Here is a 24934-nt window from a genome sequence, read left to right on the forward strand (position 1 = left end):
AGGTCAGTAGTTGTAGTTGTAGTTGTACCCGTTCATCGGCACGGTGGCGAAAAACAGGGACCACAGCAGGATACTCAACAGGGCCAGTCCGATGCCCACGAAACCGGTGATGAGGCCGGTGAGCCAGAAGCCGCGCGCGCCCGGCTCCCGGGTGCGGCCGAGGAATCCGAGCACCACGGCGGCGGCCGGCAGGATCAGGGCGAGGATGCCGCCGAAGATCGGCAGGAATCCCACGGGGGTTCCCAGGATGCCGATCACACCGGCGACCATCGAGAGGATGCTGAGCAGCGGCTGTTTGGTGCCGGAATACGACGGCGGAGCTCCGTGACCGGGCGGCGGGCTGCCGTAGGGCGGTGGCGGCGGCCCGTAGCCGGTCGCCGGCCCACGGGCGGGCGGCGGGGTCGACGGGCCGGGCGGCGGCGGGACGGGTCCCCGCGGCGGCTCGGCGGGCGCGCCGCTTGCGCCGGCGGGCGGTCCGGTGGGCGGGCCTGCGGGCGGATCGCCCGCCGCGCTCGACTGCGGGAAGTCCGGCACCTGAGGCACGTCGGGCACCTGAGGCACGTCCGGCACCTGGGGCACCTCCGGGACGTGCGGGACAGCCGGGTCTGGTGTGTTCGGGTCAGTCATGATTGATCGTTCCCTTCCTGTCGACGCCTGGGCGTCGCCGGCCGGTCCCCGTCCCGGCCGATGGCCGCTCCGGTCCAGCCGGCCTAATAGGTGGTGTAGCTGCCGCTGTTGATGGCCGCGATCCACGCGAGGATGATGACGATGAAGAAGATGATCCCGGAGATCAGGCCGACGTAGCCGAGCACGAGTCCGGCGATCGCCAGGCCGCGGCCCTTCTCACCGGTCTTCTTGATCTGGCTGAGCGCAATGTGGCCGCAGATGATCGCAGCGAGTGAAACGAAGAACGCGCTGACCAGGGAAATGATCGCGAGGACGTTGTACTTGTCTGCCGCGGACGGCGCACCGTAGCCCTGGCTGGAGTAGGCCGCGGGGGCGGCCGGCGCAGCGCCGTAGGCGGGCGCGGCCGGCGGGGCGTATGCCGGCGGCGGGGTGGGCTGGTTGTCGGACGGCGGGTTCACCGGGGGCTGGTTCGGGTCGGTCATGTCGAAAGACTCCTTCGAATTGGTGCAGCGTAGGGCAGCGCTCGACGTTGGGTTCAGCGGTGCCATAGTGGCACCCACGCCGCGGGGGTGTCAACGTGTTGCCACAGCATGCAACCCCCGCGCCCAGAGTATCGCGTCCGGGAGGGAAACGCTCGATGAGACCGGTTTTCAGGCCTGGATGACGGACACCGGCAGGGTCGAATCCGCACCGAAATCGAGGGTGGACGGAGAGTGCCCGGCCATGATCAGCTGCGCGCCGAGCGCCGCGATCATGGCGCCGTTGTCGGTGCAGAGCGAAAGCGGCGGGATGCGCAGCGCGATGCCGGCCGCATCCGTGCGTTCTTGAGCCACCTGGCGCAGCCGGGCATTGGCGATCACGCCGCCGCCGAGCAACAGCCGGGGAACCCCCAGGTCGGTGCAGGCCGCGACGGCCTTGGTGAGCAGCACGTCGACGACGGCTTCGCGGAAGCTCGCCGCGACGTCGTCGATCGGCACGGTCTCGCCGGCGTCTTGTTTCTGCTCCACCCAGCGGGCCACCGAGGTCTTCAGGCCGGAGAAGGAGAAATCGTAGCGGTGCTTGGCGACGTCCTTCTGGTGGCTGAGGCCGCGGGGGAAGCGGATGGCGGTGGGGCTGCCGGTGGCGGCGACCCTGTCGATCTGCGGGCCGCCGGGGTAAGGCAGGCCGAGCACCCTGGCGACCTTGTCGAATGCCTCGCCGGCGGCGTCGTCGATGGTCTCGCCGAGCAGCTCAACGTCGGAGACGAGGTCACGTACGAGCAGCAGGGAGGTGTGCCCGCCGGAGACCAGCAGCGCGATGGTCGGGTATTCCAGCGGAGCATCCGTTGTGACGCCCTCGCCGCGCAGTAGGTCGGCGCCGACGTGCCCGACCAGGTGGTTGACGGCGTAGATCGGCACGTCCAGCGCGATGGCCAGGGATTTGGCGGCGCCGACGCCCACCATCAGGGCACCGGCCAGGCCGGGCCCGCTGGTCACGGCGATGGCGTCGATCTCGTCGAGGCGGATGCCGGCCTCGGCGACGGCCGCGTGAATGGCGGGCACCATCTCCTCGAGGTGGGCGCGGGCGGCCACCTCCGGCACGACGCCGCCGTAGCGGGCGTGTTCGTCCATCGACGAGGCGATGGTGTTGGAGAGCAGGGTGGTGCCGCGCACGATGCCGATGCCGGTCTCGTCGCAGGAGGTCTCGATGCCGAGCACCAGCGGGTTGGTGCGGTTGAGCGGGCGGGTCGGGGCGGCGGGGGCGGCGGCGGCGGCGGGGGCCGATTCAGCCGACGGCGCGGCGGCGGGCAGCGTGGTGGAGGCGCTCCCGGTGAGCTGCATCTCGGCGGGCGGTATGGGCAGGCGCATCACGATCGCATCCACGTTGTCTGGTTGGTAGTAGCCGCGGCGCACGCCGAGGTCTTCGAAGCCGAGCGAGCGGTAGAGGTGCTGGGCGCCGGGGTTGTCGGCGCGCACCTCGAGGAAGGTCTCGCGGGCGCCGCGCTTGCGGGCCTCGGTGATGAGGCTGAGCATGAGCACCCGGCCCAGCCCCCGGCCGCGGGCCACCTCGGCGACGGCGATGGTCTGGATGTCGCTCTCCGGCGAGCGCAGCGCGGCCTGCAGCCCGCCATAGGCGACGATGTGCTCAGGCGAGTCCGGTGGGAAGGCGACCAGGTAGTAGCAGCCGGGGTCGGCGACGTCGCGGGCCATCATCTCGGTCGACCAGGCGTCGTTCTCGAAGATGTGGGTCTCCAGGAGCATGATCGCGTCGACGTCGTCGGCGGTGGCGCGGCGCAGCTGCCAGGTCATCAACTCACCCGCTTGGGGCCGTTTTTGGACACCGTCACGTCGGGCGAGCGCAGATAGAGGGCGTCGTCGGCGGCGAACGGGTGGCCGGCCGCGAACGTGAACTCGGCCACCATCCCCAGGTCACCGGCCGAGATCGTGGCGGCGTCGAGGCGGGGCAGGCCGGCGTGCACGAAGTCGGCCTCGAGGAGCTCGGCCGGTTTGGCGAGGGCAGGAGAGCCGATGCGCACCGGCAGTCCCGCGGCATCCGCCCCGCTGTAGGCCGACCAGTAGACCTCGCGGCGGCGGGCGTCGGTGACCACGAGCAGCGGGCCGGTGTGGCCGGTGCGGTAGTGGCCGTAGGCGATGGCGTCGTGGCTGATCACGGGAACGAGGGGGCGGTCGATGCCGAGCGCGAAGACCCTGGCGGCGGCGATGCCGACGCGGAGCCCCGTGAACGGGCCGGGGCCCATGCCGCCGACCACGCCGGAGAGCGCGGAGACCGGGACGGCGGCTTCGGTGAGGCACTCCTGGATGAGCCGGCCGACCACCTCGGCGTGCCGCATGGTGTCGGCGACGCCGCGTTCGGCGATCACGCCGTTGGCCAGGTCGACGACGGCGACGCTGGTGCCGGCGGAGGTATCAATGGCGAGGAGCACGCATCCAGCCTATGCGGCCCGGGACCGCACGCCCGCCGGCAACTGTTCCCGCAGCGGACAAATGGTCCCGGCACATTGGGCGCAATTGTCCGCACGGGGAACAGTTGGCCGCGTGGGCCGGACCGGTCAGGCGCGCTGGGTGCGGATGGCCTTCACGGTGAGCTGCGCGGCGGCGAGCAGGAGGAGCACGGCGAAGAGGATGCTGGACAGGCGCGGCGGGATCAGCAGCGCGAGGGCGACCCCCGGCACCGCCGCCAGCGTGGCGGCCACGCCCACCACGAGGCCGGCGGGCAGGTCGACGAGCCTGGCACGCAGATTGGCGATGGTGCCGACGATGCTCGTGGGCACCAGCACCAGCAGCGAGGTGCCCTTGGCGATGAGGTCGCTCACGCCGAACACTGCCACGAGTGCCGGCACCGCGATCACTCCCCCGCCGATGCCGAACAGGCCCGAGGCGACGCCCATCGCGAGCCCCAGGGCGAGGTAGCCGAGCACCACGACCCAGCTCAGTTCGAGGGCGGCGCCGCGCTCCGGCTCCACGATGACCATGCGAATGGCCACCACGACCAGCAGAGCGATGAACAGCCAGCGCAGCCAGAACAGCGGGATGCGTTGCAGCAGGTTGCTGCCGATCACCGACCCCACTACGGCGCCGGCGGCGATGATCGCGCCGGCGACGAGGTCGATGTGGCCGTTGGCCAGGTAGGTGAGCGACCCCACGATCGAGGTGGGCACGATCGCCGCGAGCGAGGTGGTGGCGGCCTGCCTCTGGTTCATGCGCACCAGGGAGATCAGCAGCGGCACCATCACGATGCCGCCGCCCACGCCGAAGATGCCCGAGAGCAGTCCGCCGACCAGTCCGGTGACGACGAGGGCGATCCAGTATCTCGCGCCGGTGGGGCGCGGGGCGCTCATGCGGGCACCGGCGCATCCGGCGTGCCGGGGTAGGCCAGACCGAGACCGGCCTGCCAGCGCGGGCCGTGGCCGGTCACCGTGACGGTGCGCGGCTCCGGCAGGTCCAGGGCCACGGATTCGTCGGCATCGGTGCCGTCCTCCCCGGCGCCCGGCTGGGCCTCGGACGACCCGAGGGGGCGCTCGATCTCCACGTCGAGCCAGGACTCGGTGATGCCCTCGAGGAGGCCGCGGCCCCATTCGACCACCACGATGGAGCGGGCGAAGTCGATGTCGAGGTCGTCGAGTTCCAGGGCGCTGCTCAGCCTGTATGCATCCACGTGCACCAGCGGCGGCCCGCCGACGGTGCTCGGATGCGTGCGGGCGAGCACGAAGGTGGGGCTGGTGACGGCGCCGCGCACCCGCAAGCCCTCGCCGAGTCCGCGAGTGAACGTGGTCTTGCCGGCGCCGAGCGGGCCGGTGAGCACCATCAGGTCGCCGGCACGCAGCAACCCGGCCAGCTCCTGGCCGAAAGCGTGCATGGACTCGGGGTCTGGAATGATCCGGCGCATCGAGGGCTACTGTTCGTCGACGGGGACGGCTGCGTCCGCCGCGGCGGCCAGGTATCGTCTGGGCACGCGGGCGCCGACGCGGGTGATGATGTCGTAATTGATGGTGCCCGCCGCCGCGCCCCACTCCGCGGCCGTGGGCGCGCCGGTCGCTGCGTCGCCGAACAACACCACGACGTCGCCGACGGCGATGGGAGCCGTGCCCACGTCAACGAGGAACTGGTCCATCGCGACCCGGCCCACGACGGGGTACTGCACCCCGTTGATGGCCACCCGCGCGGCGTTCATCGCCTGCCGAGGCACACCGTCGGCGTAGCCGAGCGGCACCAGGGCCAGGGTGGTGTCCGCGCTCGCGCGCCAGAGGTAGTCGTAGGAGACGCCGGCGCCGGCGGCGACCCGGCGCACTGCGGCGACCCGGCCGCGCAGGGTCATGGCCGCCGTGAGGCCCAATGCCTGCGAATCGGCGTCGGCGAACGGGGACTGCCCGTAGATGCCGATCCCCAACCGCACCATCGAATAGCGGGCGGCCGGCAGCCGCAGGGCAGCGGCCGTCGAGGCGAGGTGGACTAGGTCGACGGTGAGACCCGCGGCGGCCGCGGCGGCCAGGCCGCGGTCGAAGCTCTCGATGGCGGCGAGGTCGTCGTCCGGCGAGGTGTTGGCCAGGTGGCTGAACAGGCCGCGCACCCGCAGCCGGCCGACCCGTTCGAACGCGGCGGCGAGCGCCATCACTTCGGCCCAGTCCGCCTCGTCGACTCCGTTGCGGTTGAGGCCGGTCTCGAGTTTGATCTGCACGGATGCGGTGCGGCCGAGCACGCTCGCGGCATCCGCGGCCTGGCGCACCTGCGCGGCGGAGGACAAGCCGAGGTCGATGTCGGCGTCGATGGCGGCGGCGAAGTCGGCGTCAGGGCCGTGCAGCCAGGCCAGCAGGGGCGCGTCGATGCCGGCGGCGCGCAGGGCCAGGGCCTCGTCGATGTCGGCGACGCCGAGCCAGTCGGCGCCGCCGGCGAGGGCCGCGGCGGCCACCTGGGCGGCACCATGGCCGTACCCGTTGGCCTTGACGACGGCCATGGTGTGCCGGGTGCCGATCAGCCGGCGCAGGTGCGCCACATTGGCCTGCACGGCGCCGAGGTCGATGACGGCCTCGCGGAAGTCGGTCATGAGTCTCCCTCCATCACCACGAACGCGCAGGCCACCCCGGCGTCGTGGGTGAGGCTCAGATGCACACTCGTGACGCCTCGGGCAGCGACGGCGGCCTGCACCACACCGGTGAGGGCGAACGACGGGTTGCCGTGCAAGTCTGACACCACTTCCATTTCCTGCCAGCTCGCGCCCACGCTGTCGCCGAGCGCCTTGATCAGGGCTTCCTTCGCGGCGAACCGCGCGGCCAGGGAGTGAGGCGGCAGGGCGCGCTCTGCGGGTGCGAACAGGCGCTGCACGAGCCCCGGCGTGCGGGCCACCTGCCGGTCGAAGCGTGCCAGGTCGACGATGTCGACGCCGATGCCCTTGATCATGGTGTGCTCAATCCCCGTGTGCCGGTGTCAGCTGTGCCGGTGTCAGCGAGATGCCCAGACGCCACGACGCATCGCGTGAGGCGGTGCGGCGAGGCGGCGAGGCGGCCTGGGCATCCGTGCTGCTTTATTCGACCGTGTACTCGACCGTTTACTCGACCGTGACGGACTTCGCCAGGTTGCGCGGCTGGTCGACGTCCAGGCCCTTGGCCGTGGCCAGTTCGATGGCGAACATCTGCAGCGGAACCACGGCGAGCAGGGGCTCGAACAGGGGTGCGGCGAGCGGGATGTGGAACACGGAGTCGGCGAACGGCAGCACCGCGGCGTCGCCCTGTTCGGCGATCGCGATGATGCGGGCGCCGCGGGCGCGGATCTCCTGGATGTTGGAGACCACCTTGGGGTGCAGGTGCGCGGAGCCGCGCGGGCTCGGCACGACGACGAACACCGGCTGGCCGGGCTCGATCAGCGCGATCGGTCCGTGCTTGAGTTCACCGGCGGCGAAGCCCTCTGCATGGATGTAGGCGAGTTCCTTGAGCTTGAGCGCGCCCTCGAGCGCGATCGGGAAGCCCACGTGGCGGCCGAGGAAGAGCACCGCGCGGGTGTCGGTCATCCAGGTGGCCAGTGTGCGCACGGCATCGCCCTGCAACAGGGTGGTGGCGAGCTTCTCCGGGATGGCCTGCAGCTCGGCGACCTGCTCGGCCAGCTCCGCCGGGGTGAGCGTGTTGCGCACCCGCGCCAGGTGCAGCGCGAAGAGGTACAGCGCCGCGATCTGGGCGGTGAAGCCCTTGGTCGACGCGACAGCCACTTCGGGGCCGGCGTGCGTGTAGATCACGGCGTCGGATTCGCGCGGGATGGTGGCGCCCTGGGTGTTGCAGATCGAAATGGCCTTCGCGCCGGCCTCGCGGGCGTACTTCACGGCCATCAGGGTGTCCATGGTCTCGCCGGACTGGCTGATCGAGATGACCAGGGTGTGGTCGTCGAGCACCGGGTCGCGGTAGCGGAACTCGTGGCTGAGTTCGACGTCCACCGGCACCTTCGCCCACTTCTCGATGGCGTACTTGGCCGTCTGACCGGCGTAGGCGGCGGTGCCGCAGGCCACGATGACGATGCGGCGGATGCCGGCGAGCACGTCGTCGCCGAAGGCCTCGAGCTCGGGCACAACGGCCTGGCCGTCGTGGATGCGGCCGCGCAGGGTGTTGGTGACGGCATCCGGCTGCTCGGAGATCTCCTTGGCCATGAAGCTGGACCAGCCGCCCTTTTCGCTGGCGGAGGCATCCCAGGCGATGTCGAACTCTTCGACCTCGACGGGGTTGCCGAAGAAGTCGGTGACGGTGACGAGGTCGGGGGTGATCGTGACGATCTGGTCCTGGCCGATCGCGACAGCGCGACGGGTGTACTCCACAAACGCGGCGACGTCAGAGCCGAGGAAGTTCTCGCCGTCGCCGAGGCCGATCACCAGCGGCGAGTTACGACGGGCGCCGACGACGACGCCGGGCTGGTCCTGGTGCACGGCGAGGAGCGTGAACGCGCCGTCCAGGCGTGCGACGACGGTGCGGAAGGCCTCGCCCAGGTCGCCGAGGCGCTGGTATTCGCGGCCGAGCAGTACGGCGGCCACCTCGGTGTCGGTTTCGCTGAGGAAGGTGTAGCCCTCGGCAAGGAGTTCGTCCTTGAGCGGGGAGAAGTTCTCGATGATGCCGTTGTGGATGAGGGCGAGCTTGCCGTTGTCACCCAGGTGCGGGTGCGCGTTGCCGTCGGTGGGGCCGCCGTGGGTGGCCCAACGGGTGTGGCCGATGCCGGTGCGCCCGTTGTTGATCGGGTGCGCCTCCAGCTCGGCGGCGAGCACGGCGAGCTTGCCGGCGCGCTTGGCGGTGTTAAGTACCCCGGCGTCGTCGATCACCGCGATTCCCGCGGAGTCATAGCCCCGGTACTCGAGTCGACGCAGTCCTCCCATGAGGACTTCGACGCTTTTGTTGTCTCCGACATATCCCACGATTCCGCACATGGCCCTGATTTTAGTCGCACTATGCTTGGCAAGATGTCCGAGCCGGTGGTGAGCCCCAGTAATAACGGTCACAGCACCCCCTTTGTGGAGCTCGACCGTGCTGTGTGGGCTGCCCTCGCACCCTCCACCCGATTGCCGCTGCGCGAAACCGAAGTCGTGCAACTTCGCGGTTTGGGCGAGCCGCTCGACATCAACGAGGTGTCCGACGTCTACCTGCCGCTCAGCCGGCTGCTGAACCTCTATGCCGCGGGCGCCAGGCAGTTGCACCGCGACACCAGCGCGTTCCTCGGCCAACGCGCGCAGCGCACCCCGTTCGTCATCGGCGTGGCCGGGTCCGTCGCCGTGGGCAAGTCCACCATCGCCCGGCTGCTGCGCGAACTGCTCGCCCGGTGGGAGGACACCCCCCGGGTGGAGCTGGTCACCACCGACGGGTTCCTGTTCCCCAATGCTGAACTGGCCCGCCGTGGGCTGATGGAGCGCAAGGGCTTTCCGGAGTCCTACGACCGGCGCGCCCTGCTGCGCTTCGTGAGCGCGATCAAGAGCGGCGCCGCCGAGGTGCGCGCCCCGTTCTACTCGCATCTGAACTACGACATCGTGCCCGACGCCGAGGTCATCGTGCGTCAGCCCGACATCCTCATCGTCGAAGGCCTCAACGTGCTGCAGCCGCCGCTGCCCGGTCACGGCCTGGCGGTCAGCGACCTGTTCGACTTCACCATCTACGTGGATGCCCGCACGGCCGACATCTCACGCTGGTACGAGGATCGATTCCTGCGACTGCAGCGCGGCGCGTTCACCAACCCGAAGTCGTTCTTCCACAGGTTCGCCTCACTCAGCGAGGACGAGGCCCGGGCGCGTGCGCGCACCATCTGGGGCACCATCAACGAGCCCAACCTGCTGCAGAACATCCGTCCCACCCGGTCCCGCGCCACCCTGGTGCTGCGTAAGGACTCCGACCACACCGTCGACAAGGTCCTCCTCCGCAAGGTCTGACCCTGGCGGGCGCGGCTACGGTGGAGCCATGGACTTCGAGGTGCGCACCGACCGGCTTCTGTTGCGGCGCTGGCTCGACAGCGACCGTGAGCCGTTCGCTCGGCTCACCGCGGATGCCGAGGTGATGCGATTCTTCCCCGCCGCGTTGGACCGCGCGCAGAGCGATGACCTGGCCGCTCGCGCCGACGCCCTGTTCGACGCGCACGGCTACGGGCTCTGGGCACTCGAACGGCTGGACACCGGCGAGTTCATCGGCTTCACCGGTCTCGCGCCGATGCCGGAGGGCATCCCGGGCTCAGGTGGCGTCGAAGTGGGCTGGCGGTTGGCCCACGCGGCCTGGGGGCGTGGCTTCGCGACCGAGGCGGCCACGGCCGCCCTGCGGTTCGGGTTCGACACCCTCGGACTGACGGAGGTGAACTCGATCACGGCCGTCATCAACATCCGCTCACGCAGGGTGATGGAGCGGCTGGGCATGCGCCCGACCGGCGAGTTCGATCACCCGCGGGTGCCCGCACCGTCGCCGCTGCGCCGGCATGTGCGCTACCTGCTCGACGCGCCCGGCTAGATCCGATTCGCCTGCCGAACTGTTTCCCCTCCGGACTTTTGCGCCCGGTGTGCCGGACGCATTTGTCCGCACGGGGAACAGTTGCTGGCGGGCTAGATGGGCTGCAGGGCCAGCTGGGACTGCACGACCTCGGCCAGCGCGTGCGCCAGGCGGTCGGCGGTGGGCTGGTCGGCGGCTTCCACCATGACCCGCACCATCGGCTCGGTGCCGGAGGGACGCAGCAGCACCCGTCCGGTGTCGCCGAGTTCGGCCTCGGCGTCGCGCACGGCCTGCGCGATGACCTCGTCACCGGCGAGGGCGTGGTGGTCCACGCCGCGCACGTTCACGAGGATCTGCGGGAACACCGTCATCACGGCGGCCAGCTCGGCCAGGGTCTTGCCGGTGCGCGCCATCTCCGCGACGAGGTGCAGCCCGGTGAGGATGCCGTCGCCGGTGGTGGCGAACTTGGTCATGATGACGTGCCCGCTCTGCTCGCCGCCGAGCGAAAGCCCGTGCGCGTCGAGTTCTTCGAGCACGTAGCGGTCGCCGACCTTCGACTCGATCATGCGGATGTCGTTGGCCGCCATGGCCTTCTTCAGGCCGAGGTTGCTCATCACTGTGGCGACCAGGGTGCGGTCCTTGAGCACACCGCGCTCGGCCATCGACACGGCGAGGATGGCCATGATCTGGTCACCGTCGACGATGTTTCCGTCGCGGTCCACGGCGAGGCAGCGGTCGGCGTCGCCGTCATGGGCGATTCCCACGTCGGCGCCGTGCTCGAGCACCGCGCGGGCCAGGTTGTCGAGGTGGGTCGAGCCCACACCGTCATTGATGTTGAGGCCGTCGGGGTCAGCGCCGATCACGGTGACGCGGGCGCCGGCATCCGTGAACACCTGCGGCGACACACCGGCCGCGGCACCGTGGGCGCAGTCCAGCACCACGTGGATGCCGTCGAGCCGGTGCGGGAGGGTGCCCAGCAGGTGCACGACGTAGCGGTCTTCGGCATCCGCGAAACGACGGATGCGACCGACGTCGCCACCGATCGGCGTGAGAAGCTGATCGCCGGCGGCAAGCACGGATTCGATGCGGTCCTCGACGTCGTCGGGAAGTTTGGTGCCGCCGAAGGCGAAGAACTTGATGCCGTTGTCGGGGGCGGGGTTGTGTGAGGCGGAGATCATCACGCCGAAGTCTGCGCCGATATCGGCGATGAGGAACGCGGCGGCGGGCGTCGGGATGACGCCGGCATCCAGCACATCGACGCCGGAACTGGCGAGGCCAGCTGCAACGGCGGAGGTGATGAATTCACCGGAAATGCGGGGGTCGCGGGCGACCACGGCGACGGGGCGTCTGCCCTGTGCACGGCGGAGTTCTGCGCGGCGACCCTGGGTGAGCACAACGGCGCTCGCCTGGGCGAGGCCCAGGGCCAGGCCAGCCGTGAGATCACGGTTAGCCAGGCCCCGGACGCCGTCCGTGCCGAATAGTCGAGCCATATGAGTGCGAACTCGACTAACGGGTTAGCGCTTCGAGAACTGGGGCGCCTTGCGGGCCTTCTTGAGTCCGGCCTTCTTGCGCTCCTTGACGCGAGCGTCACGGTTGAGGAAGCCGGCCTTCTTGAGGATGGCGCGGTTGTTCTCTTCGTCGATCTGGTTCAGCGAGCGGGCGATGCCGAGGCGCAGCGCGCCGGCCTGGCCGGACGGGCCACCACCGGTGATGCGTGCGATGACGTCGTAGCTGCCGATAAGGTCGAGGACCTTGAACGGGTCGTTGATCAGCTGCTGGTGCAGCTTGTTCGGGAAGTAGTCGTCGAGCTCGCGCCCGTTGACGACGATCTTGCCGGCGCCGGGGACGATGCGCACGCGGGCGATGGCCTGCTTGCGACGGCCCACGGCTGCGCCGGGAACGTTGAGGACGGCGCGGGGCGCCTTGGTTGCAACTTCAGCGGGAGTCTCGGTGGAGTAGCTCTCGGGAGTTGCGTCAATCTGGTCTGCGATCTTCGCCACGATGGTGTGAATCCTTTTTTCTTAGATATCGAGAAGTCTGGGGCCGACGCTACTGAGCGACCTGGCTGAGGGTGTACGGCTTGGGCTGCTGCGCAGCGTGCGGGTGCTCGGGGCCTGCGTAGACCTTGAGCTTCAGCAGCTGTGCACGGCCGAGCGAGTTCTTCGGCAGCATGCCGCGAATCGCCTTTTCTACCGCACGGGTGGGGTGCTTCTCGAGCATCTCCGAGTAGTTCGTGGCCGTGAGGCCGCCCGGGTAACCGGAGTGGCGGTACGCGATCTTCAGGTCGAGCTTCTTGCCGGTCAGGGCAATCTTCTCGGCGTTGACGATGATGACGAAGTCGCCACCGTCCATGTGGGGGGAGAAGGTCGCCTTGTGCTTGCCGCGAAGAAGAATCGCGGCGTGGCTGGCGAGCCGACCCAGAACGATGTCGGTGGCATCAATAACGACCCAGTCGTGCTGGAGTTCGCTTGCCTTGGGGGTGTAAGTGCGCGTCACTGTTGTGCTGCTTTCTTGTCTTCGAACGGAGGTGTTCGTGAATCCCGCTCCGGGTGTGTTCTCGAAGAGAACACGATCGATGGAGGGCTCACGTTCGTGTGCCTGGCTGCAACGCCTAAGACACCAAGGAACCACACTAGTTGCTGGGGTGATTGCGCACAACTCCCGCGGCCAGTTCGGTGCGAATTCACTCGTCGTCGTCGGGCAGTTCCCGGCGCGCGCGCGTCTGCGCGGCACGGATGGCCAGGCCCGCGTCCTCGGGATAGCCCACCTCCATCAGGGTGAGGCCGTGCGCCTGCATCACCTTGAACTCGCTCGTGCGGGCCCGCTCGATGCGCAGGTCCACCAGTCGGGTGCCCACCAGCTTGCCCTCCCCCACCGACACGCAGGCGCCCACCAGGGCGCGCACCATCGAGTGGCAGAACGCATCCGCCTGCAGCGTTGCCACGAGCACGCCGTCGGGGTCGCGCCGCCACTCGAAGGACTGCAGAGTGCGGATGGTCGTGGCGCCGGGCCGCGGCTTGCAATAGGTGGCGAAGTCGTGCAGCCCGATCAGGGTGGCGGCAGCCTCTTGCATCGCGGCAAGGTCGAGCTTGAAACCGTGCCAGGTGGTGCGCAGCCGCTGCAGCGGATCGCGCAACGCCCCGGTGTCGGAGATGCGGTACTCGTAGCGGCGCCAGAGGGCGGAGAAACGGGCGTCGAAGCCGGGCGGGGCGAGGGTGGCGCGGCGGATCACGATTTCGGGCTGGGTCACCAGGATTCCGCCGAGCCGGCGTTGCACCATCGTGGCGAGCTCGTTGGGGAACTTCGGTGCACCGCGACCGCGCTTGACCCGTACGAGGCTGTCCACCTGGTCGGGGTTGAGGTCGAAGTGCGCCACCTGGCCCAGCGCGTGCACGCCGGAGTCGGTGCGCCCGGCGACGACGAGGGCGGGGGTCGGCTGGTGGCGCTTGAGGATCGCGCCGAGGCCCTCCTCGATCTGGCCCTGCACGGTGCGGTAGCCGGGCTGGCTGGCCCAGCCGAAGAAGTCGGTGCCGTCGTAGGCCACATCGAGACGGATGCGGCGGGAGCCGGCTGCCGGCATCGAATCGCTCGGCTCCGCGAGGGCGCCATCCGGGTTGAGCTCTGGCGGGATCGTCGGAAGGGTGCCGTCGCCGGGCTCGGGAAAACTCACAGAGGTCAGTGTAGAGGCCGGGCCGGGTTATCGTTGGACGGGCCGTCTTCAGGCCCTTCGTTATGACCAGTTCTTCACGCACCGCGCCCCGCTCCCCCGCCACAGCCCTCTCCATCGCCGACTCGGCGGCGCTCTCCGCCGCTGCGGGGGCCTCATCGGGCGCCCGTCGGCTCAGCGGTCTGGACGGGTTGAGGGGCCTCGCCGTCACCCTGGTCGTCGTCTACCACCTGTTCCCGCCCGTGCTGCAGGGTGGCTTCATCGGCGTGGACATCTTCTTCGTCATCAGCGGATTCCTGATCACCGGGTTGATCGTGGCCGAGCGCGAGGGCACCGGCCGCTTCTCGCCGCGGCGGTTCTGGCTGCACCGGGCCCGGCGCCTGCTGCCGGCTCTCGTGCCCCTGGTGTTGACGGTCTGCGCAGCAGCCTGGCTGATCGGTGGCGACGTGCTGGTGGGCCTCGGTTGGAAGCTGCTGGGCACGGCGACGTTCAGCTACAACTGGGTGTCGATGGCGGCGCACACGAGCTACTTCGATTCCGGTCAGCCCGAACTGTTCCGCAATCTGTGGTCGCTGGCCGTTGAAGAGCAGTTCTACCTGGTCTGGCCGCTGGTGCTCCTGCTGCTGTTGCGCCTGCGCCGCCCTGGTCTCCGGCTGGCCGTCGTCGTGGGCCTCGCCGCCGCCTCCGCCGTGTGGATGGGCGTGGTGTTCAGCCCCGGCTCCGACCCGACCCGGGTCTACTACGGGTCGGACACGCACAGCTTCGGCCTGCTCATCGGCGCCGCCCTGGCGCTGCTGGTGCGCGCGCGACAGGCGGCATCCGCTCCCGTAGGCACCCCGGTGGTGGCGCGGTCGATGGCCGCCGCCGTGCGGCCGTATGCGGGGGCGGGCGCCGTGGCCGCGCTGCTCGCTGCCGCGATCTGGCTGCCGGAGGCCGACGCCACGACGTACCGGGGCGGCCTCGTGCTGGTGTCGTTGCTCAGCGCCGTGGTCATCTGGGCCGGCATCACGGGCGGCCGGTTCGGGCGGATGCTCGATGCCGCCCCGCTCCGTTACCTCGGCGAACGCTCCTACGGCCTGTATCTCTGGCACTGGCCGCTGCTGGTGCTGGTGCAGGTCGTCGCCCCGTTCGGGCCCGGCGCAGGGGCGGCGGCTGCGACCGGTCTGCTCACGCTGACGCTGGCGCTCGGAGCGGCAGCGGTCTCGCATCGGTGGTTGGAGACGCCGATCCGCCGGCTCGGGCTGCGCGGCGCGGTTCGAGAAGGATGGGCCAGGGCCCGCTCCACGGTGCCGATGCCCGGGCGCCACCCTGTCGCTCTGCTCGTGCTTGCGGCAGCCACCACTCTGGCGCTGCTCTCGGGAACGGTCGCCGCCGTGGTCACGGCGCCGGCGGTCACGTCGGCCCAGGCCGAGGTGCTGCGCGGACAGCAGGCGCTCGCCCTGGCGGCGAAGGCGCAGGCCGAGCAGGCCGCTGCGGATGCCGCCGCGCACGCCGCCGGAGTGGCAGCGGAGGCCACCAGGGGTTCCACCATCACCGCCGTCGGGGACTCGGTGATGCTCGCCTCTGCGGCCGAGCTGCAGGCCGAGTTCCCCGGCATCGCGATCGACGCGGCCGTCTCCCGTGGCATGTCCGCCGCCCCGGCGATCCTCGCCACGCAGCGGGACGCCGGCGCCCTGCGCCCCGTCGTGGTCGTGGGGCTGGGCACCAACGGGCAGATCTCCCCGTCCGACCTGGCCGAGGTTCTGCGGGTGATCGGCCCGAACAGGCAGCTCATCGTGGTCAATGCGTTTGCGGACCGGGCGTGGACGCCCGGGGTCAACGCCGAGCTGGCCGCCTTCTCCGCGCACCGCAGCCGGGTGGCCCTGGCGGACTGGAGTTCGGCGATCACCCCGCACGTCGATGTGCTCGCAGGCGACGGCATCCACCCCGGCCCCATCGGCGGAGCGATCTACGCGGACACCGTGGCCGCGGCCCTTGACAGCCTCGCCGACGCGCCGGCCGCGCCTGCCCCCGGCGCCGACACCCTCCAGCCCTTCCGCCCGCACCCCCGCTAGCTGCGCCAGCTACCCCCGCGGGCATCCGGCCCGCCGTGCGTGCGCAAGCCCGGCCGGGCGGCGGCACACACGCCCCGCGCGGGCATCAGTGCACCCCGTGTGGCTCAGTGCGCCAGTTATAAATGGCGCACTGAGCCACGCGGGGCGCAGCGACCGACATCGCCCCCGCCCTGCCTCCACAGGGCACACAAAAGGGCCCGACCGGAGTCGGGCCCTTCAGGCAAAGCAGGTCAAGCAGGTGCTACTTGGCTTCCTCAGCGGATGCCTCGGCAGCGTCGGCCTCGACGGTTTCGGTCTCAACGACCTCGGCCTCGGGTGCCTCTTCAACGACGGGCTCTGCGACCGGCGCGGACGCCTTCGCGGAGGCCTTGGCCGGCTTGGACTTCGGCGTGACGGGCTCGAGGACGAGCTCCATCTGCACCATCGAGGCGTTGTCGCCCTTACGGAAGCCGAGCTTCGTGATGCGGGTGTAGCCGCCATCGCGCAGCGCAACCTGGGGCGCGATCTCGGTGAAGAGCTCGTGCACGACGGTCTTGTCGCCGATCGTCGCGAGAACGCGACGACGAGCGTGCAGGTCGCCACGCTTGGCGAAGGTCACCAGGCGCTCGGCAACCGGACGCAGGCGCTTGGCGCGCGTCTCGGTCGTCTTGATGGACTTGTGGGTGAACAGGCTGGCGGCCAGGTTGGCGAGCATGAGGCGCTCGTGCGCCGGTCCGCCACCGAGACGGGCTCCCTTAGTGGGCTTAGGCATTATCGGTAATCTCCAGTATCAAAGTCGAAAGGCAGTCGAGGAACGACGAGCCTTAGATGGTTTCTTCGTCGTAACCGCTGTAGAAGTGCGCACCGTCAAAGCCGGGCACAGAATCCTTCAGCGACAGGCCGAGCTCTACGAGCTTGTCCTTGACCTCATCCACCGACTTCTGTCCGAAGTTGCGGATGTTCATCAGCTGGGTCTCCGAGAGGGCGACCAGTTCGCTGACGTTGTTGATGCCTTCACGCTTGAGGCAGTTGTACGAGCGCACGGACAGATCGAGGTCTTCGATCGGCACGGACAGCTCGGTGGAGAGGACGGCGTCGACCGGCGCGGGGCCGATCTCAATGCCCTCTGCGGCGGTGTTCAGTTCGCGGGCCAGACCGAACAGCTCGGTCAGGGTGCGACCGGCGGATGCGATGGCGTCGCGGGGCGAGATAGCCGACTTGGTCTCCACGTCAACGACGAGGCGGTCGAAGTCGGTGCGCTCACCGGCACGAGTTGCCTCGACACGGTAGGTCACCTTGAGAACCGGCGAGTAGATCGAGTCGACCGGGATCTGGCCGGCCTCTGAGTACTCGTTGCGGTTCTGGGTGGCCGACACGTAGCCGCGGCCACGCTCGATGGTCAGTTCAAGTTCGAACTTGGCCTTGTCGTTCAGGGTGGCGATGACGAGCTCGGGGTTGTGGACCTCGACGCCGGCCGGAGCCGAGATGTCGGCGGCCGTGACCTGGCCGGAGCCCTGCTTGCGCAGGTACGCGGTGATCGGCTCGTCGTGCTCGCTCGAGATGACCAGACCCTTGATGTTCAGGATGATCTCAGTGACATCTTCCTTGACCCCGGGAACGGTGCTGAACTCGTGGAGTACTCCATCGATGCGGATGCTGGTGACAGCAGCGCCGGGAATCGAGGAAAGCAGGGTGCGGCGCATCGAGTTACCGAGGGTGTAGCCGAAGCCGGGCTCGAGGGGTTCGATGACGAACCGGGACCGGAACTCCGAGATGTTCTCTTCGGTGAGCGTGGGGCGCTGTGCGATAAGCACTATTGATTCCTTTCGGCGAAGTGTCCGCTATATGACACTTGTTGGCGAGTTATTAAATTGTGTGTCTCAACGAACCCGCCCAGCGGGCCCGTCGCGGTGAACGGCGAGTGAGCCTGCCCGGATCTTTCGACCCGGACAAGCCCAAACGCCAGTCACTGAAAGGAATTAAACGCGGCGACGCTTCGGGGGACGGCAACCGTTGTGAGCCTGGGGCGTCACGTCGTTGATCGAACCAACCTCGAGGCCGGCGGCCTGCAGCGAACGGATAGCCGTTTCGCGGCCTGAACCCGGTCCCTTGACGAAGACGTCAACCTTCTTCATGCCGTGCTCCTGGGCCTGGCGGGCGGCAGATTCTGCAGCCAGCTGAGCGGCGAACGGGGTCGACTTGCGCGAGCCCTTGAAGCCGACTCCACCTGAGGACGCCCAGCTGATGACCGCACCGGTGGTGTCGGTGATCGAGACGATGGTGTTGTTGAAGGTGGACTTGATGTGGGCCTGGCCCACAGCAATGTTCTTCTTTTCTTTCTTACGCGGCTTCCGTACGGCCGACTTGGGTGCTGCCATGATTTCTCCTGAATCCTAAAGGCGAGACGGGCTAGGCGAAGGCCTAGCGCGCCTTCTTCTTGCCGGCTACGGTGCGCTTCGGGCCCTTGCGGGTGCGAGCGTTGGTCTTGGTGCGCTGGCCGCGAACGGGCAGGCCCTTGCGGTGACGAATACCCTCGTAGCTACCGATCTCGACCTTGCGGCGGATGTCAGCGGCAACCTCACGGCGGAGGTCACCCTCAACCTTGAAGGTTCCTTCGATGTAGTCGCGGAGCTGGACGAGCTGGTCGTCGGTCAGGTCCTTGACGCGGATGTTGCCATCGATCTCAGTGTCGACGAGGGTCTTGAGTGCCCTCGTGCGGCCAACACCGTAAATGTAAGTAAGTGCAACTTCCACGCGCTTATCGCGCGGAATGTCGACGCCGGCTAGACGTGCCATTGTGGCTTCTCCTGTGGGATGTGTGGAGGTCTGTAGCAGCGCCTGTGCATCGGCCTCCAACCGATGGTGTCACCCCGAAGGGCTCCCGGCACTGCTATGTATTTAGTTGTGTCGTGCGTGAATCTCGAGATCGACCATCGCTGGTCGAGCGTGTCGAGACCTAGCCCTGACGCTGCTTGTGACGCGGGTTCTCGCAGATGACCATCACGTTGCCGTTACGGCGGATGACCTTGCACTTGTCACAGATCTTCTTGACGCTGGGCTTGACCTTCATGGTGTGTCCTTGTAATCGCTGTCTTCGTACCCTCGGAATGCCGCGGGCCGTTACTTACAGCAACGCTTACTTGTAGCGGTAGACGATCCGGCCGCGGGTCAGGTCGTACGGGCTCAGCTCCACGATCACGCGGTCCTCGGGGAGGATGCGGATGTAGTGCTGACGCATCTTGCCCGAAATGTGGGCAAGAACTTTGTGGCCGTTGGTCAGCTCAACACGAAACATCGCGTTGGGAAGAGCTTCGACTACTGCGCCCTCGATCTCGATGACACCGTCTTTTTTGGCCATAACTCACTATCGCTAAAGTATTGATTGCTGGTCGTGCGTGGATTGTGGCATCCAGACACGCCAACAAAGGCAGTGCTAGACACCAAGGATTTATCCTATGCTATGCAATTGCCTTTTGGCAATTCATCCCTATAATCCCTCGGCCGGTTTCCCCGCCGAGGGATGTCCAGGACACAGGGTCAGGCTGCGGTGACGGCGCCGCGCACGACCTCGAGCACGTCGGCGTAGAGCGGATGCGTGGGCTCGAGCCCGCACACGTTGGCCACGATGGTCTCGGCCGAGTCGGCTCCGAGCATCCGCTGCAGCTCAACGCTCTGCTCGTCGTCGGCCACATCGAAGCGGAGGGCCGCTGCGATGGCCTCGAGCAGCGCCACCGGGCGCGTGCCTCGTTCGGCGATCTCCGCGGCCGGGCCGATGAAGCGTTCGTGCCGGCTGAGCTTCCGCAAGGGCTGACGGCCGACACGTTCGACGGTGTCCGGCAGCGACGGGTTGGCGAACCGGCCGAGGATCTTCTCCCGGTAGGCGCGCTGGGTGGCCTCGTCGAGGCCGTGCTTGGCCACCAGCAGCGCGCTGGTCTCCTCGAGCACCCGGCGGGCACCGTCGGCGACCGAGGGCACCAGCAGGGCGTCGGAGAGCTTGGAGACGCCGGCCTGGGTGCCGAGGTAGGCGACGGTTGCGTGCCCGGTGTTCACGGTGAACAGCTTGCGTTCGATGTAGGGCGCGAGGTCCTCCACGAACGTGGCGCCGGGAATCGATGGCGGGGTGCCGCCGAAAGCGGGGCTTTCGATGACCCACTCGTAGAAGGCCTCGACGGTCACGTCGATGCCCGCATCCGCAGCCTGGCCGGGAACGATGCGGTCCACGGCCGTGTTGGCGAAGGCCACCCGGCCGGCGAGCGCCGCACGGTCGCCCTCCGGCACGTTCGCCCAGACCTGCTCGGCGAGCAGGTCGGTCGCGTTGATGGCGTTCTCGCAGGCCATCACGGCCAGCGGGGGCAACCCGGCCTCGCGGCGGGCCAGGCCCGCCGCGATGACCGGGGCCACGAAACGCAGCACGGTGGGGCCCACCGCGGTGGTGACGGCGTCCGCCGTGGCGATCTCGTTGATGAGATCGGCCTCGTCGGTGGCGCTGTTGATGGCGCGGAAGTTGTCGACCACCTTGTCGGTGGGCGTCTCCCCCGCCTCGTGCACCGTGTAGGAGGGCGCCTGCTGCAACGCCTCGATGAGAGGAGCATTCACATCGGCGAAGACAACCTCATAACCGGCCTCGTGAAGCAGGAGACCTACGAAGCCGCGGCCGATGTTGCCCGCGCCGAAGTGAATGGCTTTCATTCTGCGTTTACCTCCTCGAGCAGGGCGAAGATCTCGTCCCGCGAACCTGCGTCGATCAATTTCTGTACTTCGTCCTCGTCGGAGAAGACGATGGCGATCTTGGAGAGGATCTCCAGGTGCTCGTTGTTCAGGCCGGCGATGCCGACCGCGAACTTGACGGGCTGGCCGTTCCAGTCGATCGGCTCGGCGTACCGCACGAGTGAGAGCGCCGATCGCACGATCGACTCCTTCGCGTCGTTGGTGCCGTGCGGGATCGCCAGGAAGTTGCCCATGTAGGTCGAGACGGAGTTCTCGCGATCGAACATCGAGTCGACGTACTCCTGCTTCACCGCTCCGGCGGCGACCAGAAGGGCACCGGCCTCACGGATGGCTTCGTCCCGCGTGGTGGCCGCGCCTGCGGCCACCACGTTCGCTGGTTCCAGAATGCTCTGGGTCATTACTTTGTCGCTTCCTCGCTTGTGCCCTGGAGAGACTCCACGACCTCGTCGTACTTGGGGCTGTTCATGAAGTTCTCCACCGAGACGTGAACCGACTTGGGGCTCTTACCGCGGGCCCGGTCCGTCAGGTCCTGGTGGGTGATCACGAGGTCGGCGGTTCCGTCGAGGTTCGCGATGGCCTGGTTGGTCACCGTGACGCCTTCGATTCCGGCCTTCTTGATCTTGTTGCGCAGCACCGAGGCGCCCATGGCGCTGGAGCCCATGCCGGCGTCGCAGGCGAAGACGATGTTCTTCACAGCGGATCCGGTGGTGGCCGTCGCGCCCAGGTTGCCCAGGACCGAGCTGGACTTGCCCTTGTTCGCTTCGGTCTTCTTGATGGCGTCGGCCAGCGCGGTGTCGTTCTCAGCGGCCAGGTCCTTCTTGCGGCTGGAGCGGAGGATGACCGCACCGATCAGGAAGGAGACACCCGCGGAGGCGATGACCGAGAGGATCACGCCGACATAGTCGGTCGGCGCGGTCTGGATGAGCACCGCGAAGATGCTGCCGGGCGAGGCGGGGGCGCGCAGGCCGGTCTGGAAGGCGACGTTCACGGCAACACCGGTCATGCCACCGCCGATTGCGGCGAGGAGCAGCATCGGCTTCATCAGCACATACGGGAAGTAGATCTCGTGGATACCACCGAGGAACTGGATGATGATCGCGCCGGGTGCACTCGCGCGGGCCAGGCCGACGCCGAAGAACGTGAACGCGAGCAGGATGCCCAGGCCGGGGCCGGGGTTCGCCTCGAGCAGGAACAGGACGCTCTTGCCGCTGTCAGCAACCTGCTGCACACCGATGGGGGTGAGCACGCCGTGGTTGATGGCGTTGTTGAGGAAGAGGATCTTGCCCGGTTCGATGAAGATCGATGCGATCGGCAGGAGGCTGTTCGAGACGAGCCAGTCGACGACCGATTCCAGGAAGGCGCTCAGGCCGGAGACCAGCGGGGCGATTCCGAAGAACGCGCCGAGGGCCAGGGCGAAGCCGAGGATACCGGCGGAGAAGTTGTCCACCAGCATCTCGAAGCCGGGCTTGATCTTGCCGGCCCAGATCTTGTCGACCTTCATCAGGATCCAGGCGGACAGCGGGCCGACGATCATGGCACCGATGAACATCGGGATCGAGCTGCCGACGATGACACCCATTGTGGCGATCGACGCGATGACGCCGCCTCGGGTGCCGTAGATCATCCGGCCGCCGGTGTTGGCGATCAGCAACGGCAGTAGGTACAAGATCATCGGGTCGACGAGTGAGCTCAGCGTCTCATTCGGGGTCCAACCGGTGGGGATGAAGAAGGCGGTGATCAGGCCCCACGCGATGAACGCCGCGATGTTGGGCATGACCATTCCACTCAGGAAGGTACCGAAGGCCTGAACGTGGACCCTCGCGCCCTTCTTCTCTGCGACAGACGTCGTTGTCATTTCTGTATACCTCTCTCGGGGGTGGTGAGCACGGTAGGGGCCGTGCTGTCGGTCGTGCTGGTGAAACTGTGTGCGATTGCGGTTGCCGCGGCGCGAGCGGATGCTGCGCCATCGGCGGACAGAGCGGCCGCGGCGAGGTGCCGGGCCTGCTCAAGAGTGAAGTCGGCCAGGGAGGCCCGAACGTCGGCGAGGGCCGAAGCCGACATCGACAGGGTGGTGGCGCCGAGGCCCACGAGCACCACGGCGAGCAGCGGGTCGGCCGCGGCCTCGCCGCAGACGCCGACGGGCTTACCGAGGCTCGCCCCGGCGGCGCCGACCTCGCCCACCAGGCGCAGCACCGCGGGGTGCCATGGGTCCTGGAAGCTCGCGACGCTGCCGAGCATCCGGTCGGCCGCGAGGGTGTACTGGGTGAGGTCGTTGGTGCCGATCGACGCGAAGTCGGCGTGCGCCAGGATGTGGGGGGCCAGCAGTGCCGCGCTCGGCACCTCGACCATGACCCCGGCGGTCTTGAGCCCCAGTTCGTGGGCGAGGGTGGTGAAGTATTGGGTCTCTTCCACCGTGGATACCATCGGCGCCATCACCCAGAGGTCGGCCTCGGTGGCCTCGTCGGCTTCGGCGAGCGCGGTGAGCTGCTCGCGCAGGATGTCCTCGCTGGCCCGGAGGGCGCGCAGGCCGCGAAGGCCCAGCGCGGGGTTCTCCTCGTCGGCGTCGTTGAGGAAGGCGAGGGGTTTGTCCGCGCCGGCGTCGAGTGCCCGCACGACGACCTTCTGGCTGGGGAACGCGCGCAGCATCCGCTCGTATTCGTCACGCTGCTGCGTCACCGTGGGGGCGGAGGTGGAGTCGAGGAACAGGAATTCGGTGCGGAACAGGCCCACACCTTCGGCGCCGAGGGCGACGGCCTTGGCCGCGCCATCCGCTGAGCCGAGGTTGGCCAGCAGCGGCACGCTGGTGCCGTCGGCGAGCCGGCCAGGACCGACGGGTGTGAGGTCGCGGGCGGCGCGGGCGGCGATGCGTGCCCTGGCTTCGGCGAGCTGGTGCTCGGTGGGAGCCAGGAGCACGATGCCGTTGGCGGCGTCGATGATGACCTCGTCGCCGTCGGCGAGCTGTTCTGCGGCGTGGGTGCCGACGATCGCGATGATCGACTTCTCCCGGGCCAGGATGGCGGTGTGCGAGGTGGGGCCGCCGTCGATGGTGATCAGGCCGAGCACCTTGTCGAGGTTGAGCAGGGCGGTGTCGGCGGGGGCCAGGTCGCGGGCGACGAGCACGAACGGCTCAGCGGGGTCTGGCACTCCGGGCGTGGGCAAGCCGCCCAGGTCGGAGACGACGCGCTGGGCGACGTCGTCGAGGTCCGCGGCACGCTCGCCGAGGTATCCGCCCAGGACCAGCAGCTGGTCGCGGAACGCGGCGAAGGCTTCGAACACGGCGCGCTCGGCGGTCAGGTGCTTGTGCAGGCGGGCGGTGATCTCCTCCACGAGGGTCGGGTCCTCGGCCATCATGGCCTGGGCCTCGAGCACCTCCTGGGCGGTGCCGCCGGCGCGTTCGCCCCTGGCTTCGAGGTCTTCGGCCACGGCGTGCATCGACGCGGTCGCCCGGGCCAGTTCGGCCTCCGGGTCGAGTGCGCTGCGGGTGGCGGCGGGTTCGGGCAGCGGCTCGGGCATGCGCAGCACGCGGCCGATGGCCACGCCCTGGCCGACGCCGATTCCCTGCAGTTCAATCATGTGCGCGGCCCGCTCAGGCGTCGTGGTCGGTGAGGAGGAGCCCGGCGAGCTCGTCGAGCACGACGTCGGCGTTGTCGGCGTCGGTCGAGAGCGTGACGCTGTCACCGTGGTTGATGCCCAGCGAGATGACGCCGAGGATGCTGGCGGCGTTGACCGGCTTGCCGTCGCCCTTCTGCAGGGTGACGGGGGCGCCGGCGGCGGCGGCGGCCTTCGTGAACAGTTTCGCGGGGCGGGCGTGCAACCCGTGGGTCGATCCGATCTGTACGGTGCGTTCGGCCATTTGTCGCGCCATGCCTTTCCAACGTGCGGGATTGTCACCGGGGCCTCAGTCGAGGTCCCGGCTTCGTGCGGGCGGCCGGCAGTTGCCGGCACAAACAATCGGGGGTAACGGTGCGAGCGTTGGGGTCAGACCCACGAACGTTCGTGTTCGGCATCCACGGCCAGGTCGAGTGCCAGGTCGCCGTCACGTGCCGCGAACACCGATTTCGGCAGCAGGGCCACGCCAACGCCCCGCTTTTTCGCCTGAGCGCTGATGCGTTCGAAACGGGGGGCGAGGTGAGGACCGATCAGGAGAACGTCGATGGTGTCGAGCGAGGCTGGGAGGTCGGACTCGCTGCCGGCGACGACAGTGAGGGTGAGTCCACGTTCCTTGCCGGTGACACGCAGCCGGTGCGCAACAAACGCGCTGGACGCTCCGGCACCACAAACGATGAGAATCTTCATTGATTCGTTCCTTTCATCGATCCTTTGAATGCAACACTTACTTTCCTCCCGTACGCTGCGCCGCACCACCAGAGCGTTTTCCGCACCCCCGGAAACAACGAAATGCCCGCTGTACCGTGCCCGCACTCTGCTTGACTACTCTTGAGACGATGGAGT

Annotated in this window: 28 protein-coding genes and 1 pseudogene; 3 read left to right on the forward strand and 26 right to left on the reverse strand. The window is 68.5% G+C overall.

What is annotated here, in order from left to right; all coding sequences use genetic code 11:
- Nucleotides 1-3: 3 nt before the first annotated feature.
- From BJQ94_RS15325 to glmS, 10 genes and pseudogenes are all read right to left on the reverse strand, one after another.
- Nucleotides 4-627 (reverse strand): hypothetical protein, encoded by a 624-nt coding sequence (locus BJQ94_RS15325; protein ID WP_275875508.1) that lies wholly within the window; start codon nt 625-627, stop codon nt 4-6.
- A gap of 83 nt (nt 628-710) precedes the next feature.
- The gene (locus tag BJQ94_RS15330; RefSeq protein WP_265399034.1) at nt 711-1109 is read right to left on the reverse strand and encodes a DUF4190 domain-containing protein; all 399 of its coding nucleotides are present in this window, start codon (nt 1107-1109) and stop codon (nt 711-713) included.
- A 168-nt stretch (nt 1110-1277) separates the two neighbouring features.
- Nucleotides 1278-2327, reverse strand: a complete 1050-nt coding sequence (gene tsaD / locus BJQ94_RS19405; protein ID WP_265399035.1) for a tRNA (adenosine(37)-N6)-threonylcarbamoyltransferase complex transferase subunit TsaD — start codon at nt 2325-2327, stop codon at nt 1278-1280.
- A 156-nt stretch (nt 2328-2483) separates the two neighbouring features.
- Nucleotides 2484-2915: pseudogene (gene rimI / locus BJQ94_RS19410) on the reverse strand (ribosomal protein S18-alanine N-acetyltransferase); the annotation flags it as partial.
- Nucleotides 2915-3550 carry a tRNA (adenosine(37)-N6)-threonylcarbamoyltransferase complex dimerization subunit type 1 TsaB gene (gene tsaB, locus BJQ94_RS15340; protein WP_265400159.1) on the reverse strand — a complete coding sequence of 212 codons (636 nt, stop codon included), beginning with the start codon at nt 3548-3550 and terminating at the stop codon, nt 2915-2917. The gene tsaB and the pseudogene rimI, both read right to left, overlap by 1 nt.
- A gap of 126 nt (nt 3551-3676) precedes the next feature.
- On the reverse strand, nt 3677-4465 hold the full coding sequence (locus BJQ94_RS15345; protein ID WP_265400158.1) for a sulfite exporter TauE/SafE family protein: 789 nt from the start codon (nt 4463-4465) through the stop codon (nt 3677-3679).
- On the reverse strand, nt 4462-5013 hold the full coding sequence (gene tsaE, locus BJQ94_RS15350; protein ID WP_265400157.1) for a tRNA (adenosine(37)-N6)-threonylcarbamoyltransferase complex ATPase subunit type 1 TsaE: 552 nt from the start codon (nt 5011-5013) through the stop codon (nt 4462-4464). The genes BJQ94_RS15345 and tsaE overlap by 4 nt, the downstream gene beginning before the upstream one ends.
- A 6-nt stretch (nt 5014-5019) precedes the next feature.
- Nucleotides 5020-6168 carry an alanine racemase gene (gene alr, locus BJQ94_RS15355; RefSeq protein ID WP_265400156.1) on the reverse strand — a complete coding sequence of 383 codons (1149 nt, stop codon included), beginning with the start codon at nt 6166-6168 and terminating at the stop codon, nt 5020-5022.
- Entirely contained in the window at nt 6165-6521 is a 357-nt protein-coding gene (locus BJQ94_RS15360; RefSeq protein ID WP_265400155.1) for a holo-ACP synthase, read from the reverse strand. Before BJQ94_RS15360 ends, alr begins: the two co-directional genes overlap by 4 nt.
- Before the next feature lie 148 nt (nt 6522-6669).
- Nucleotides 6670-8520 carry a glutamine--fructose-6-phosphate transaminase (isomerizing) gene (glmS, locus tag BJQ94_RS15365; protein ID WP_265400154.1) on the reverse strand — a complete coding sequence of 617 codons (1851 nt, stop codon included), beginning with the start codon at nt 8518-8520 and terminating at the stop codon, nt 6670-6672.
- A gap of 33 nt (nt 8521-8553) precedes the next feature.
- Between glmS and coaA the strand changes: the two genes are divergently transcribed.
- On the forward strand, nt 8554-9510 hold the full coding sequence (coaA, locus tag BJQ94_RS15370; RefSeq protein WP_265400153.1) for a type I pantothenate kinase: 957 nt from the start codon (nt 8554-8556) through the stop codon (nt 9508-9510).
- 28 nt (nt 9511-9538) lie between these two features.
- Nucleotides 9539-10075, forward strand: a complete 537-nt coding sequence (locus BJQ94_RS15375) for a GNAT family N-acetyltransferase (protein WP_265400152.1) — start codon at nt 9539-9541, stop codon at nt 10073-10075.
- A gap of 92 nt (nt 10076-10167) precedes the next feature.
- Here the strand turns inward: BJQ94_RS15375 and glmM are convergent, their stop codons facing one another.
- From glmM to truA, 4 genes are all read right to left on the reverse strand, one after another.
- Nucleotides 10168-11544 carry a phosphoglucosamine mutase gene (gene glmM, locus BJQ94_RS15380; RefSeq protein ID WP_265400151.1) on the reverse strand — a complete coding sequence of 459 codons (1377 nt, stop codon included), beginning with the start codon at nt 11542-11544 and terminating at the stop codon, nt 10168-10170.
- 24 nt (nt 11545-11568) lie between these two features.
- Nucleotides 11569-12054: a 30S ribosomal protein S9 gene (gene rpsI, locus BJQ94_RS15385; protein ID WP_088457153.1), complete on the reverse strand. Its 486-nt coding sequence runs from the start codon at nt 12052-12054 to the stop codon at nt 11569-11571.
- A 49-nt stretch (nt 12055-12103) separates the two neighbouring features.
- Nucleotides 12104-12550 (reverse strand): 50S ribosomal protein L13, encoded by a 447-nt coding sequence (gene rplM / locus BJQ94_RS15390; protein WP_265400150.1) that lies wholly within the window; start codon nt 12548-12550, stop codon nt 12104-12106.
- 187 nt (nt 12551-12737) lie between these two features.
- On the reverse strand, nt 12738-13724 hold the full coding sequence (truA, locus tag BJQ94_RS15395) for a tRNA pseudouridine(38-40) synthase TruA (protein ID WP_345893450.1): 987 nt from the start codon (nt 13722-13724) through the stop codon (nt 12738-12740).
- A 62-nt stretch (nt 13725-13786) separates the two neighbouring features.
- Between truA and BJQ94_RS15400 the strand changes: the two genes are divergently transcribed.
- Nucleotides 13787-15775: an acyltransferase family protein gene (locus BJQ94_RS15400; protein ID WP_265400149.1), complete on the forward strand. Its 1989-nt coding sequence runs from the start codon at nt 13787-13789 to the stop codon at nt 15773-15775.
- A 241-nt stretch (nt 15776-16016) separates the two neighbouring features.
- Here the strand turns inward: BJQ94_RS15400 and rplQ are convergent, their stop codons facing one another.
- The 12 genes from rplQ to BJQ94_RS15460 form a co-directional block, all read right to left on the reverse strand.
- On the reverse strand, nt 16017-16526 hold the full coding sequence (rplQ, locus tag BJQ94_RS15405; protein ID WP_265400148.1) for a 50S ribosomal protein L17: 510 nt from the start codon (nt 16524-16526) through the stop codon (nt 16017-16019).
- 52 nt (nt 16527-16578) lie between these two features.
- Nucleotides 16579-17568 (reverse strand): DNA-directed RNA polymerase subunit alpha, encoded by a 990-nt coding sequence (locus BJQ94_RS15410; RefSeq protein ID WP_066597571.1) that lies wholly within the window; start codon nt 17566-17568, stop codon nt 16579-16581.
- Nucleotides 17569-17733: 165 nt separating this feature from the next.
- On the reverse strand, nt 17734-18132 hold the full coding sequence (rpsK, locus tag BJQ94_RS15415; protein ID WP_055821293.1) for a 30S ribosomal protein S11: 399 nt from the start codon (nt 18130-18132) through the stop codon (nt 17734-17736).
- A gap of 43 nt (nt 18133-18175) precedes the next feature.
- Nucleotides 18176-18550 carry a 30S ribosomal protein S13 gene (gene rpsM / locus BJQ94_RS15420; protein ID WP_265400147.1) on the reverse strand — a complete coding sequence of 125 codons (375 nt, stop codon included), beginning with the start codon at nt 18548-18550 and terminating at the stop codon, nt 18176-18178.
- 160 nt (nt 18551-18710) lie between these two features.
- Nucleotides 18711-18824 (reverse strand): 50S ribosomal protein L36, encoded by a 114-nt coding sequence (gene rpmJ / locus BJQ94_RS15425; RefSeq protein ID WP_035834639.1) that lies wholly within the window; start codon nt 18822-18824, stop codon nt 18711-18713.
- A gap of 66 nt (nt 18825-18890) precedes the next feature.
- Nucleotides 18891-19112 (reverse strand): translation initiation factor IF-1, encoded by a 222-nt coding sequence (gene infA, locus BJQ94_RS15430; RefSeq protein WP_022883252.1) that lies wholly within the window; start codon nt 19110-19112, stop codon nt 18891-18893.
- A gap of 179 nt (nt 19113-19291) precedes the next feature.
- A complete protein-coding gene (locus BJQ94_RS15435; protein ID WP_265400146.1) occupies nt 19292-20443 on the reverse strand; it encodes a mannitol-1-phosphate 5-dehydrogenase in 1152 nt (383 codons plus the stop codon).
- The gene (locus BJQ94_RS15440) at nt 20440-20880 is read right to left on the reverse strand and encodes a PTS sugar transporter subunit IIA (RefSeq protein ID WP_265400145.1); all 441 of its coding nucleotides are present in this window, start codon (nt 20878-20880) and stop codon (nt 20440-20442) included. Before BJQ94_RS15440 ends, BJQ94_RS15435 begins: the two co-directional genes overlap by 4 nt.
- A complete protein-coding gene (locus BJQ94_RS15445) occupies nt 20880-22337 on the reverse strand; it encodes a PTS mannitol transporter subunit IICB (protein ID WP_265400144.1) in 1458 nt (485 codons plus the stop codon). The genes BJQ94_RS15440 and BJQ94_RS15445 overlap by 1 nt, the downstream gene beginning before the upstream one ends.
- Nucleotides 22334-24055, reverse strand: coding sequence for a phosphoenolpyruvate--protein phosphotransferase (ptsP, locus tag BJQ94_RS15450; RefSeq protein WP_265400143.1), 1722 nt, complete (start codon nt 24053-24055; stop codon nt 22334-22336). Before ptsP ends, BJQ94_RS15445 begins: the two co-directional genes overlap by 4 nt.
- 13 nt (nt 24056-24068) lie before the next feature.
- Complete coding sequence (locus tag BJQ94_RS15455) at nt 24069-24335, reverse strand: HPr family phosphocarrier protein (protein WP_265400142.1); 267 nt, start codon at nt 24333-24335, stop codon at nt 24069-24071.
- A gap of 125 nt (nt 24336-24460) precedes the next feature.
- The gene (locus tag BJQ94_RS15460; RefSeq protein WP_265400141.1) at nt 24461-24778 is read right to left on the reverse strand and encodes a hypothetical protein; all 318 of its coding nucleotides are present in this window, start codon (nt 24776-24778) and stop codon (nt 24461-24463) included.
- Nucleotides 24779-24934 lie beyond the last annotated feature (156 nt).

The sequence above is a fragment of the Cryobacterium sp. SO2 genome (genome assembly GCF_026151165.2).
Lineage (GTDB): Bacteria > Actinomycetota > Actinomycetes > Actinomycetales > Microbacteriaceae > Cryobacterium.

Excerpts from the sequence above, each read along its gene's own strand:
- BJQ94_RS15325 (WP_275875508.1), bottom strand. The coding sequence starts at position 627 with ATGACTGACCCGAACACACCAGACCCGGCTGTCCCGCACGTCCCGGAG.
- BJQ94_RS15330 (WP_265399034.1), bottom strand. The coding sequence starts at position 1,109 with ATGACCGACCCGAACCAGCCCCCGGTGAACCCGCCGTCCGACAACCAG.
- BJQ94_RS15345 (WP_265400158.1), bottom strand. The coding sequence starts at position 4,465 with ATGAGCGCCCCGCGCCCCACCGGCGCGAGATACTGGATCGCCCTCGTC.
- tsaE (WP_265400157.1), bottom strand. The coding sequence starts at position 5,013 with ATGCGCCGGATCATTCCAGACCCCGAGTCCATGCACGCTTTCGGCCAG.
- alr (WP_265400156.1), bottom strand. The coding sequence starts at position 6,168 with ATGACCGACTTCCGCGAGGCCGTCATCGACCTCGGCGCCGTGCAGGCC.
- BJQ94_RS15360 (WP_265400155.1), bottom strand. The coding sequence starts at position 6,521 with ATGATCAAGGGCATCGGCGTCGACATCGTCGACCTGGCACGCTTCGAC.
- glmS (WP_265400154.1), bottom strand. The coding sequence starts at position 8,520 with ATGTGCGGAATCGTGGGATATGTCGGAGACAACAAAAGCGTCGAAGTC.
- coaA (WP_265400153.1), top strand. The coding sequence starts at position 8,554 with ATGTCCGAGCCGGTGGTGAGCCCCAGTAATAACGGTCACAGCACCCCC.
- BJQ94_RS15375 (WP_265400152.1), top strand. The coding sequence starts at position 9,539 with ATGGACTTCGAGGTGCGCACCGACCGGCTTCTGTTGCGGCGCTGGCTC.
- glmM (WP_265400151.1), bottom strand. The coding sequence starts at position 11,544 with ATGGCTCGACTATTCGGCACGGACGGCGTCCGGGGCCTGGCTAACCGT.
- BJQ94_RS15400 (WP_265400149.1), top strand. The coding sequence starts at position 13,787 with ATGACCAGTTCTTCACGCACCGCGCCCCGCTCCCCCGCCACAGCCCTC.
- rplQ (WP_265400148.1), bottom strand. The coding sequence starts at position 16,526 with ATGCCTAAGCCCACTAAGGGAGCCCGTCTCGGTGGCGGACCGGCGCAC.
- rpsK (WP_055821293.1), bottom strand. The coding sequence starts at position 18,132 with ATGGCAGCACCCAAGTCGGCCGTACGGAAGCCGCGTAAGAAAGAAAAG.
- rpsM (WP_265400147.1), bottom strand. The coding sequence starts at position 18,550 with ATGGCACGTCTAGCCGGCGTCGACATTCCGCGCGATAAGCGCGTGGAA.
- rpmJ (WP_035834639.1), bottom strand. The coding sequence starts at position 18,824 with ATGAAGGTCAAGCCCAGCGTCAAGAAGATCTGTGACAAGTGCAAGGTC.
- infA (WP_022883252.1), bottom strand. The coding sequence starts at position 19,112 with ATGGCCAAAAAAGACGGTGTCATCGAGATCGAGGGCGCAGTAGTCGAA.
- BJQ94_RS15435 (WP_265400146.1), bottom strand. The coding sequence starts at position 20,443 with ATGAAAGCCATTCACTTCGGCGCGGGCAACATCGGCCGCGGCTTCGTA.
- BJQ94_RS15440 (WP_265400145.1), bottom strand. The coding sequence starts at position 20,880 with ATGACCCAGAGCATTCTGGAACCAGCGAACGTGGTGGCCGCAGGCGCG.
- BJQ94_RS15445 (WP_265400144.1), bottom strand. The coding sequence starts at position 22,337 with ATGACAACGACGTCTGTCGCAGAGAAGAAGGGCGCGAGGGTCCACGTT.
- ptsP (WP_265400143.1), bottom strand. The coding sequence starts at position 24,055 with ATGATTGAACTGCAGGGAATCGGCGTCGGCCAGGGCGTGGCCATCGGC.
- BJQ94_RS15455 (WP_265400142.1), bottom strand. The coding sequence starts at position 24,335 with ATGGCCGAACGCACCGTACAGATCGGATCGACCCACGGGTTGCACGCC.
- BJQ94_RS15460 (WP_265400141.1), bottom strand. The coding sequence starts at position 24,778 with ATGAAGATTCTCATCGTTTGTGGTGCCGGAGCGTCCAGCGCGTTTGTT.